The sequence below is a fragment of the Flavobacterium plantiphilum genome (assembly GCF_046000495.1).
GTDB lineage: Bacteria > Bacteroidota > Bacteroidia > Flavobacteriales > Flavobacteriaceae > Flavobacterium > Flavobacterium plantiphilum.
In genome coordinates this window covers 121,874-134,169 of record NZ_JBELQA010000003.1, presented here as the reverse complement: position 1 = coordinate 134,169, position 12,296 = coordinate 121,874, and the positions used below count along the sequence as shown (strand labels likewise).

At 34.5% G+C, this 12,296-nt stretch carries 6 protein-coding genes; all 6 read right to left on the bottom strand.

The features are described from left to right. Position 1: 1 nt before the first annotated feature. Positions 2 to 916, bottom strand: coding sequence for a heme o synthase (cyoE, locus tag ABS764_RS05960; RefSeq protein WP_408080885.1), 915 nt, complete (start codon positions 914 to 916; stop codon positions 2 to 4). 296 nt (positions 917 to 1,212) lie between these two features. Beyond that, entirely contained in the window at positions 1,213 to 3,333 is a 2,121-nt protein-coding gene (locus ABS764_RS05955; protein ID WP_408080884.1) for a gliding motility protein RemB, read from the bottom strand. Between the two features lie 19 nt (positions 3,334 to 3,352). After that, positions 3,353 to 4,096, bottom strand: coding sequence for a deoxyribose-phosphate aldolase (gene deoC / locus ABS764_RS05950; protein WP_408080883.1), 744 nt, complete (start codon positions 4,094 to 4,096; stop codon positions 3,353 to 3,355). A gap of 209 nt (positions 4,097 to 4,305) precedes the next feature. Continuing rightward, positions 4,306 to 4,683, bottom strand: a complete 378-nt coding sequence (locus ABS764_RS05945; RefSeq protein ID WP_408080882.1) for a VanZ family protein — start codon at positions 4,681 to 4,683, stop codon at positions 4,306 to 4,308. Beyond that, positions 4,676 to 5,056: a glycine cleavage system protein GcvH gene (gcvH, locus tag ABS764_RS05940; RefSeq protein WP_408080881.1), complete on the bottom strand. Its 381-nt coding sequence runs from the start codon at positions 5,054 to 5,056 to the stop codon at positions 4,676 to 4,678. Before gcvH ends, ABS764_RS05945 begins: the two co-directional genes overlap by 8 nt. Positions 5,057 to 5,138: 82 nt before the next feature. Then, the gene (sov, locus tag ABS764_RS05935) at positions 5,139 to 12,281 is read right to left on the bottom strand and encodes a T9SS outer membrane translocon Sov/SprA (protein ID WP_408080880.1); all 7,143 of its coding nucleotides are present in this window, start codon (positions 12,279 to 12,281) and stop codon (positions 5,139 to 5,141) included. Between the last annotated feature and the right edge of the window lie 15 nt (positions 12,282 to 12,296).

The following is a 12,296-nucleotide window of genomic DNA, read 5'->3' as shown; positions in this document are numbered from 1 at the left end:
ACTATCTTAAAAATTTATCAATTATATAAACCAATTGCAACAACGAAATATAAGAAACACTTACCAGCATTAATGTTCGCGCTGCTTTTGCAGTTTTAATTTTATAAAGCCTCACTGCATAATACAGCATCCAAACACCCAATAAGAAAACAATAACTGCCGCATAAGACGAGATAAACAGCTTTCCTGTATAACCTACACAAGGTAATAAAGAAGCAATTATCAGCCAAACAGTATACAAAATAACCTGCAAAGCCGTTCCATTATCTTTCTTCCCGGTAGGCAGCATAAAAATTCCTGCTTTTTCATAGTCTTCGTATAAAAACCATCCGATTGCCCAAAAATGAGGAAACTGCCAGAAAAACTGAATTAAAAATAAAGTTCCTGCTTCAATACCAAAATTCCCTGTTGCCGCAACCCAGCCCAGCATAAACGGAATAGCACCAGGAAATGCTCCCACAAAAACAGACAAGGAAGTCACTGTTTTTAACGGAGTATAAACACTGGTATATAAAAATATCGAAATTGCCCCAAACATAGCAGTTTTGGGATTAATCAAATACAATAAGGTAAGCCCTATTACAGTAAGCAAACTTGCTACAAATAAAGCAACATTCGCAGACATTCTTCCCGATGGAACAGGACGGTTTTTAGTACGGTCCATCAAAGCATCAATATCTTTTTCAATAACCTGATTAAAAGCATTAGAAGCGCCTACCATACAGTAACCACCTACACACAACATCAGTAAAACAGACCACTGAAAAGGCTGTGCAGTATTGAAACCCAGTAAATATCCGGCTATAGAAGAAAACAACACGCTAATAGCCAATCCAGCTTTAGTGATTTCTTTAAAATCGGTAAAAATCGCTTTAAGAGAAAGTGTATTTGTAGTTGTGCTCAATGCCGTTTTCATTACGTTTTTATAAAACTGCTGCAAAAGTAACGTATCGAAAGGGATTTGACAAAAAACTAATCATAAAATATTGTTTAGGAAAAATTTAAGTCATTTTTTAAACTCAAGTAAAAACCAAAACATTTTACTCATTAATATTCATTCTAATATTTTGCAGTATTTTTCTGTTTTTTAAAAATACACAACATTTTCTTTTATAAATTAAATTTTTGATGAACACCACTATTCTTCAGATACTTCTGCTGAGTTCGCGAATCTCTGGAGAGTACCTACCCTATCGAGACCGCAATATCATATCAATAATCAAAATACCAGTTAAAAATATCCGAACGCAAACCGACAGAAAACCAATTAGTACTTTCCTTAATAGTCGTAGCGGTATTTTGCACCGGCTTAAAATCTCTGTAAATATAACTCGCAAATAGTTTCAGATTGGTTGACGGATTAATCAGATAACCGCCCTGAATATCAGCCATAAAAAAATCAGTTTTATTACCTTGCCCTACTTTTACACCTGAATCAGCAAAACGCTCTTCATCATAATCGCGGTAGATATTTACTCCATAATTAGAATTTGCGCCGGAATCAGCAAAATCAAATCCTCTTACGCCAATCGTAAATTTAGCATCTGCAAAAAGCCTTCCTTTATGATAACGCGCAATAGTTAAAAACTCGCTGAAATTTCCGCCCCATTGATGTCCTAAACTTTGATTGTTATGCCCGTAATTTGTAATAGGATCAGAATGGGAATACACATAAGGACGAATTCTGTTATATTCAATCTGGAATAACAAATTAGCTACATTAAAAGCATTGTAATACTTAGCACCTAACTGATAACCGTATTTATTTTTCCAGCTATTATCACGTTCTTTAATATCTCCTAAAGAGAATTCATCTAAAATAAATTGGCCGTAAAAGTTAATTTGGTTATCCCATTTATACTTAAATGTCAGCCCCAGAACCGCATTTCCGGATCTTGAAGAAGAACCAAACTCCACCGAACGGTAAAAAATAATCGGATTGATAAAATTAGCATCAAAACCTCTGTCGTTCGTATTAGCCCAGACTACTGACTCAAAAAATCCTAAATTCAATTTATTGGAAACATTCCAGCTCAGATAATGATTAGCCATAAATTTAGTAGCATACGTTCTGTCTTCCGTTACCTCAGGCCGGACATCTTTGAGCCACATAAAGGTATTAGTATATTTTAGTTTCCAAAATGTTGTATTTAATTTAAAATACGGATACGGACTGGCGCCGTCACTTTCTAACAGAGAGCGGTAACCGTCACCAATAAAATTCCTGCCATATCCCAATTGTAAATCAAAAAATTTGCCTGGCGAAAAAGTTAAATTGGCTTCCGCCAAAGGAAAATCATACGCATCAGCCTTAAAACCTTTTGCAATTCCCATTCCCGGAATAATAGCCGGATTTCCTCCAGAAGGTTTTATCAATCCCGCATAACGGTTATAATAATCGGCAAAACGTCCCTGACTTTCAAAAATAGTAGTCGAAAAATTAAGTTTTTCTCCTAACCCACCTCTAAAATTAATAGCTCTTGTATTCACAAAAGTATTGACTGAAGTGTTCCCTGAAGCTCTACCCAATTGTAAATCCAATACCGGATTTAGAGAGAACCAATAATCTTCGCCACGTATTTCTACTGTATTTTCATTCCACAATTTTCGGGTCCACCAGCCTGCAGCCTTTTTTTTCAGTTTTTCATTCTCTTTTTTAAAATTATAGTATTTGGAAACTTCAGCATATGAAAAAGGCTTCGAAGCTGTATGATTATTACTGCCCACCTTATTGATAGCGGCGTCAAATTGCGCATAATAACTATGCGAAAAAGGAATATTTAAATGACTTTCAAACTCGGGATTGTTGTATTTTTTATAAACAATACTATCTAATTCTGTAAGCTGCTTAGTAGTGTTTCTAAGAAAATCAGCCTTAGCCAGATTTTCATTTGCAATAGTTTCGGTACTTTTTAAAGGAATTGCAATGGTAATATTGTATTTAGAATATTCGGGTCTTCCATTATATGTTCCGGGATTAATTTTAGGAAATTTTGCAAAAACACGCTTTACTTCATCAATTAATTGTTCATCCACAGCATTTACATAAATTACTTTAAAAACGCCATTCACATCCACTTCAAAAAGTACTTTTACATTTCCTTTAAAATTGTGCTGCATTAAATTTTCCGGAACAACAAAATTTTGAAATATAAAATCCTGGACTTCTGAATAAAAACAATTTTCTAAATTTTGATTTTCCAGATTTTCACAGTCAGGAAAAACAGGAAATCGTCGTGCACTTAAAACTGATTCTGAATTTGAATCCTGATTTTGGGCATGACCCAACCCCGTAATAAAACATAAAAATAAAACCAAGAGGCTTTTTCTCATACCTGTTTCCATTATAAACTTAATACTTATTTTGGTTGTTTTCTCCATTTACAATAGCTTTTGCTGCCGATGTACCAATGCGTTTTACTCCTAATTTTATCATGTCTACAGCATCCTGATAATTACGTACTCCGCCCGCAGCTTTTACTGAAAGTGGAGATGCATTTTCTAACATCATAATTAATGAAGCAATAGTAGCACCATTAGGTTCATCATTTTTTGTTTTATAAAATCCTGTTGAAGATTTAACAAAAACTCTGGCATAATCAGTTTCCTTAAAATTGGCAATCACAATATTTTTAATCAAAGCTGACAACTGAATAATCTGTTTATCGCTCAAAGCAGCAACTTCGATAATCCATTTTATTATTTTATTATTGGCTAAAGCCAATTGCGTTCCTCTTAAAATTTCTTCCTTAACCAGATCAGTCTCTCCTTTCTTAAAAGCCTCATAATTGCACACAAAATCCAATTCGTCAGCACCATCAGCAATGGCCTGATTCGCTTGTGCTAATTTATCTTCAACAGCCGATTTTCCCAGCGGAAAATCAATCACGGTTCCTGTTTGAAGAAGTGAACCTGCTTCAGAAATCATACTATGAGATAAAGCAACCATTTCCGGACGAATCATAATTAGTTTAAAACCTTCCTGAATAGCTTCACTAATATACTGCTTTACTACAGCCTGGTTTTGACTTTCATCAAGTCCAGCCTGAAAAGCAGTTTTTAAATAAGTTGAATCTAAAAATAACCGAATATCCATTTACTGTCCATTTAATAAACTGCTCTGTCCACAAAAATACATTTAATACTATTTAAAATTCTTTTTAAGACATTTTTTATTGAATTATCCGAAAATAAAACAGACTTCAGCTATTGGCAGAATCTCCATATTTAAATACTGCAGTATGGAACAAACAGTAAAAGAAAATTAATCTTAAAAAAAAATCCCGCCGAAGCAGGATTTTATGTTTATTCAGAGTTTTTATTTTTATCTAAAAAAGCAATAGTCACAACAGCCACTAATGAACCGCTTGTATTTGCTAAAACATCCAAAGGGTCTCCGCTTCTGTATGTTGTAAAATAATTTTGAAACAGTTCTATTGCGATACCAAAAAGGAATGCCATCAATAAAACTATTTTCAAAAGCTTATCTCGGCTTTGTTTTTTAAAATAAAAACGGAGTGCATAAAACCACAAAGCACTAAATACAAAATAAAAAAAAGCATGAACGAATTTATCGACATAAGGAATTGTTATTGCAGGAAGCTCACTCATTCGCACCAAACACATGTACAGAATAATTCCTGTCCATAAGAGAGCAATTCCTAAACAAATTTTCTTAAGCACCAATCAGTTCTTTATATCCTTCAGCTGTCAATAAGGTATCAAATTCAGCTAAATCTGAAACTTTTATTTTTATCATCCATCCTGCTCCGTAAGGATCAGTGTTTACCAGTTCAGGATCATCTTCTAGTCCGGTATTGAATTCTATAATTTCACCCGATAGAGGTAAAAACAAATCAGAAACTGTTTTTACTGCTTCAACAGTACCAAAAACTTCATCTTTTGCTAAGGTTTGGTCTAAAGTTTCTACTTCAACATAAACAATATCACCTAACTCTTTTTGAGCAAAATGCGTGATTCCTACTGTTGCAATATCTCCTTCTAAACTCACCCATTCGTGGTCTTTAGTGTACTTTAAACCTGCTGGTATACTCATAGTAATAATAATTGATGTATGATAATTATTTTTTTTGCAAATGTAATAATCTTCAAATTAAATCCTGTTTAGATTATCTAAATTAATTCCCAAAATTATATCGGAGCGTAATTCCTGAACGAATATTTGTTATAGGAAAAGAAGTAGATACTACTGCTTTAGAAAAGGAATGATCATAATAAAAAATTGCTGTTAGATTTTTACTGAATGAATAATCAGCAGTTACTTTCACAGACCATAGGTTTTGCCCTCCGGCTAATTGATTGTTATCATAATCCAGATAACGTACAATAGTTTGATTATTTCTGTATGACAAATCAGCTTTCAGATTAATATCTCCTTTGATCACTCCGGTAGGATTATCAGCCAGTCTCGAAGAGAAAATAACATTTTTAAAACGATATCCTAATCCTACAATATATTCAACTCCTTTTACTTCAGTCAATAAATTATTGTCAAAACTCATCGATAAAGCACGGTCTTTTTTGATTTCAGTTAAAACTTTTAAGGAATTTTTCAACTCAAAATCCATACGAACCAGCGGACTGAATTGCTCCACTAAGTTGATATTAGACATAATTATTTTGTTATAAAAATTCCCACTGTCATCAGTTCCTGAAGGGTTATTATCAAAATCAAAATTAGACCGGTACTGATTAACTGTATAAGATGCTCTGTAGGCGTGTTGTAAAGAAAAGCGTTTAAAATTCTTCTTAAACATACCATAACGCATCAGTCCATTATATTTTACTGTCCAGTTAGGTATAGGAAAACTTCTAAAAATACCTGTAGAAACCTTATCTACATCAGTTCCTGTATAAGCTGCTATAAAAGCCGGCAATAACACTGCCTGATTATTTTTACCATATCCTTTTGGGAATCCTTCGTCATCCAAATTAGCGGGATTAAAGATATCAATTCCTCTTTCTGTAGCTAATCGATTTGCAACCAAAAGTCTGTTCATTCTAAAATCATCAAAAGCAGCCGATGTATTCTCATCACTTTGAGAGAAAGCTGTTTTGATTAAAAGTGTAGAAATAGAAAACATTCCGTAATTGTATGGAGAACGGGAATTATAAGCTCCTTCAGAAGAGACATCATATTGCTCTGAAAAATTTTCAGAAAATGACCTGTCCATCGTCAGGTCAATTTTTAAGTCCGGAAACAAATCTACATTGGCAGTAGCTTTAAATACCTTATTAGTCACCTGAGTATAATTTTGATTGAACTCCTGATAGTTTGTCAGCCAGCCGTTTTTAGCAGCTTCATAACGTACATCATCCTGACTTCCAAAGATAAATCCTAACGAAGGTCTTGAAGACCCCAGGAAACCAATACTGGGTGTATAGCCCGGTAAGAAAGTTCCACTGTTCTCTGTATAATTAATCTGGATATTCTTAACGCTGGTCAAAACTCCAATTAATCCGTCTGTAAACACATTTCCTTGTGCTTGTGATTTAACTGGGGCACTCGTTATTTTCTGTCCTGGTTTAGGTGCTACAGCCGGTGCTTTTCTAACCGCAGGTTTTTTGGATAATCCTAAATATTTATACAGCATATCCATATTAAAACTTGCATTCAGGTTATTAGTACGGGCATTCTGGACCGTATTTCCTAAATTATAACCTACACCGTCAACCACTATTTCAGATAAAGCGTTCGCTGATTTCTGCCAGCTATAATCTCCTGTATAAGAATAATTGGCTTTTACAAAACTAAATAACGGAATCTTGTTAATTGGAATATCATAATTTAATACTACTTGTTGTGTATGATGATTAGGATCTCCAATATCCCAATAATTATCCCAAATAGAGAAATCTTCAATAGGCTGATCATCCTGATCTAAATAATTTTTGACCAAATTATTAGTTGAAGCAGCATAACTGAATTTTAATGATTTAGTTAGATTATAATTAAAACCGTAATTGTAATTAAATCCAAAATTCCTTCTGTACAATGGGTCTAATTCAAGTCCGGGAACATTATCAACTTGTCTAAACTGCTGACGGTTGTACTGCCTGTTAATATTAGTATTAAAAGTAATATTAGAAGGCAGATAGTTAAAATTAAAATCACTTAACAGCTTCCAATAGGTGCTTTTCTTCATGAATTTTGTTTTCTTGAAAGGCTCGACCGGTTTGTTTTCAAAACTATAAGCATAATCTACTGAAGTACTGGCCTGTTGATCCAGATAATCTTCAATTTCATAATCATGACGCTCTACCTTATTGAAAGACTGAGAGAAAGTAAAATTTTCAGGATCATAAACATGTGGTTTTTGTTCCGCTCCTCTTTGCTTTCTCACACCTATAAAATTGATACTGGTTCTCTTAGTATAATCTATGGCTCTGTTTCTTAAATTAGCTCTGTCACTGGCATCATCTGTTTCTCTTAAAAGCTGTTTTAATTTAATATCCTGATTGAAGGGATCGTACTCGGGCTTAATCGTTTCTTCCCCAACACTATAATTAAATGGCAGGTTAATACCCCATTTATTGGGTAGTAATTTCCCTAAATTCAAATTAGTCACAATATTATATTGCTGAATATCTTCTCTGCTTCTCTCATTGGGTCCCTGTTCAATAGTACCAAAACCTACAGTACTCATTCGACCTGTTGCAGAGACTGTTGCAAAATCGGCAAGATTAGTATCTACATTTAACACAGCCGCCATACCTCCATGGTTATCCATATCAGCTAAGCGAAGTTCATTAAACCATACTTCTCCTTTAATATCCTGATGCAATTCGTTATTTTTAATTCCTACCATCAAAGTACGCACCAGTCCAAAATTAGGATTTCCTTTTATTCCCAGACGAAGCTTATTAACCTTATTACTTAAACTTCCGTCGAGCTCGTCTTCATTTTTATAATAAATCCCGTCAAGTGGCAGTGTACTTAAATCTACTCCCATGGCCTCAATTTTTAATTTTGTCAGCAAGTCTAATGATAAATCTATTTCATTCGCTTCCGGCCAAACTTGCTCTGGTGTATAGACACAATTTCCATCAGTGGTTTTGGTAACCTTTAATGGTATTTCTATCTGATAAAAATTCTGAGTAAAATCATTTCCAAATCGAATAAAACCTACCATCTGATCGTCTTGCAGTTCAATTTCTCCTTTTAAAGATTCCGCATGTAAAAACATTTTTAATTTCTTAAACTGACGCATGTCTACGCTTACATTTTTAAAAACAGCTCTTGAATCTTCCGGTTCTAAACCACTGCCGGAAACCCGTAATGATAATGATTGTTCGTTTTGATTAATTAAAGTATTATTATTGTACAGCTGCTCTCTTTGTACATCTGGTGGTGTTACATAGTTTACGGGACAGCGTTCATTATTTTCCTGAATATTAACGGCAATAACGTCGAGTTCTGTATCATCATCATCAATATTAGTGTCATTAAAATCCAGAGAATTTGTATATCTTCTCCAATCACCACGTACTAAATCTAAAGCTCCAAAACGTACCGTAACTTCTTCTTCAAATCCGGTCATAAACATTCTCATGAAACGGATTGATCTGAAATCAGTAATATTTCCAATAGTATTCTGCGGTTGAGAAACCGGAATTTTAAACTGAATCCATCTTGCAGTTGTGACTTGTCCGTTAGGCAGAGTAGCCTGAGTCTCTCTGACGTCTGTTACATAATTCTGACCTACACTCATATCAGGTTTCATATCAATGCTGTATTCATAATAAGCATTAATAGTATTCATTGTATTGTCTCTGTTGATATCTTCAACATCAGGCAATGTGGTTGCTCCTTGGTTAGGATCATTGATATCTACAGCCGAATTTCCTTCAACTCCATTGTAATTTTTATAGCGTTCTTTTACACTACCCGAAGTGTTAAGATAAAAAGTATAATCATCCGCAGCCGGATCAGGCTCAGAGGCAAAATTATCATAAACTGCCGCCTCTGCATTATTAGACAAACCATCCAATCCAACATCCTGGTTTTTTCTATTATTGGGATCGGTGTCAAAAGCATAAATTAAGGATTGTGAGGCAGGTACCTCTCCCCAAACTGGGCGGGGATTTACTAACACCTGATCCGGCCCCAGACCATTTTCATACTGTTTTCTTCCGTCTTTAAGAATATCTTCTGATATTTCTCCTAAGTTAAAATAAATTTTACCCGTATTGGTTGGTTCGGATTTTCCATTTCCCACATAGGGATCCAGAACCCAAAACTGAATATACTCTACGTTACCCTGTTCAAAATTAGTAGATGTTAAGGAACGCATAATCCCTCCAAAATTTTCTTTTGGATTCAGATTAAAATTAGAATTATTATTATACGGACCTCTTTCGGAAGGAAAATATGTTAAGTCCAGCGTACTAATCACCTGTGTTTGCCCTTGCGCAATATCAGTTAAAGGATAAAGTTCTTCACTGTAAATTCGTCTGGTAGCGTTTAATGAAATATCATCATTGGATATCCCTGAAGGTTTTTGAACATAAAAAACAGGATCAATAGTATACCATGCTAATTTTGCTCTTTTATAGCCATATGTCAAATCATTAGCCTTTGCATTAAAATTATAGGTACTATAGGTGTTTTCTTCTGGTGTTGATGCGAGACTCCAGGCATAAGCTGAACGCATATCAATAGTAGACTGTGAACCTTCAAAATCATCCACATACAATGTAGACTCACCATTAAACTGATCTGCCTTAGGAGTATCAGGTTTTAAAAATGCAATTTCACCACGCACTGATAAATTGGAAGGGACATCAGTATCTATATTGGGAAGCATATTCACTAATCTGGTAAAGAAAGGTACTTCTGTAGAAAAATTAGTATTGAATCCAAAAATAGTATTATTTACAGATTCCTGACCATAACTTGATTTTTGTGTAAATGGCTTTTCGGTCATTTTAAGAAAAGTTCCTCCTAAAGTAAAATTATCCGAAAATTTATGCTCCACATTCACTCCCATAAATCTTCGGGTTTGTTGTCCAAAAATAGTGTTGTTTTCCAGGGAAACATTAATTGGCGTATTAGAAGCCTGAAGCGAAGGATCCAGAATCTGAACTCTTCCCAATTGATAATTCACGCTATAATCTACACCTTCCACTAAAACTCTTCCACCCGCAGTAACTACTACCGACCCTTGTGGTACATTGAAAGCACCTATAGGAATTCCGTCACCGGCGGATGATTTGTATTTTCCTCTTAATAAAAACTTATTTTTATCACTATCCTCTAATGCTTTTGCCTGAGTTAAACGATACATACTTGCAAAAACGTATTTTCTTTGATTTGGATTATAATTTGCCGGATTATTATAATCATCATCCGCAGATGAATTTGGATCATTCAATTTATTAAATAACAATTCTCCAAAAGGTTCTTTGGTCGTGAAAATAATTCTTCCGTTTTGAGTATCTACTGTTAAGTTAGGAACAAAGTCAAAAAAACCATCTCCCCCTACCTGGCGGTCATTATTGTAATTTAATTTATCTAAATTAAAAACATTCAATAACGGTGTTTCCTGCACTCTGTTATCAGGAGAAGGATTTTCCGGAAATGGAGTTCCTGTAACCGGAGTAATATAGTTTAATGGAGAAGGATCTGTATAAAGAATATTAAATCTAAAATCTTCCTGTTTGATTTGGTAAGCTCCCGGAATTTGATAAATATTTTTCATCATTAAATTCCATACCGGATTTTTGACATTCGTCAAATTGCTTTTTAGCATTTTCAGAATTAGGCTTTGCGTAATCACTGCCTGAGTAGACTGCGGCGTTCCTGTAACTAATGTGGCATCGACACCGTCATTCCCAAATTCACCAACCTGATAAACCTGATCTCCTATGGTATACTCATAAGCAACAGCTAAAATTTCATCATTACTTAGTCTTTGCTGTAACGAAATATATCCCAATTGCGGATGATAGGTATATTCATTTGTTGTTAATTTTCGGGCATTTTCTAATTTAGAGTAATCCTGGCCTTCACTTACCGTAGCATTAAAACCGGAACCTGCCGTTGCCATTTCACGGATATTATTATTTAACAATCCGCTACCAGACTGAATTTGTGCCGGATCATATTTATTATTGGAATTATCCGAGGGAGAATCTGCTGGTTTATTAAACATTCCCGCCGGAGAGGCTAAAACTACCACTTCACTATCTGCTAAACCTGTAAGTTGTGATTCTCCTAAATCCTGCAACGCTATTACATTTCTCAGATTATTAGAAGTTGTATTTAAACGGGTTTGCTTGTTAGTTACCCAAACTTCAATACGGGTTATTTGTACCCTGCTATCAATAAAAGGATAATTTTTTAAAGCAATATCATATCGGTCTCTAAAATACTGTGATAAGAAAAAGTGTCGGTCATTATCATAATCTAATGCAAAAACATCAAAATCCTGTATAGTCCCGCCTCCTTGTGATACAACTGATTTAGTTTGTGATTTTTGTTCCGAATAAACACCTGTAACTGTAGTTTTACCAAATTGCAACTGGGCTTTTACACCAAATAAACTTTGCGCTCCCCTAATTAAAGAGCTATTTAAAGGCATACTTACATTTCCAACTTCTATTTTCTGAATAATATCATCTTCGGTTGGTGTGTATTCTAATTTTAATAAATTCTGAAAAGCAAAAGTAGACTGCGTATCATAATTAGCGTTGACATTGAGTCTGGTCCCCACCTTTCCCATTAAACTCATACTGATTCTCTGGTCAAAATCAAAAGCTAAATTAGAGCGGTTTCTTGGAGAAAAGGACGGATTATCCTGTTTTGTAAAACGTACCCCCATGTCCATTTCAACAGAACCTGTAGGTTTTACATCAATAGTATTGCTTCCAAAAATAGATTCAAACAAGCCTGAATTTACATAATAGCGCGGTAATAAATCTTTTTTATCGGCTTCACTTCCGGATTTCTTTCCATCTATTGCATCTGATTTTTTCTTGAAATATTCTTTCATAGACTCTTTCAAAACCAGATTTTCATATTCTTCAGGTGTTAAAATAATAGGATACTTAATGGAGAACCCATCCACTGAACTCGTGTAAATATATCGGTCCGTTTTTGGGTCATAAGTATACGCCTCCTGAACAGTTTTAGGATTTTTTATTTGAACTTTTCCAAGGGAATATCCAGTTTTTGTGGTATCCTGAGCTGATTCATTTACTTGAGCCAATGATACAAAACTGCATAATAAAACTGCCAAAACAATACAAATTTTATGCATACAATGGTTTATTTG

Coding starts and splice junctions, on each gene's coding strand:
- cyoE (WP_408080885.1), bottom strand. CDS start 916: ATGAAAACGGCATTGAGCACAACTACAAATACACTTTCTCTTAAAGCG.
- ABS764_RS05955 (WP_408080884.1), bottom strand. CDS start 3,333: ATGAGAAAAAGCCTCTTGGTTTTATTTTTATGTTTTATTACGGGGTTG.
- deoC (WP_408080883.1), bottom strand. CDS start 4,096: ATGGATATTCGGTTATTTTTAGATTCAACTTATTTAAAAACTGCTTTT.
- gcvH (WP_408080881.1), bottom strand. CDS start 5,056: ATGAGTATACCAGCAGGTTTAAAGTACACTAAAGACCACGAATGGGTG.
- sov (WP_408080880.1), bottom strand. CDS start 12,281: ATGCATAAAATTTGTATTGTTTTGGCAGTTTTATTATGCAGTTTTGTA.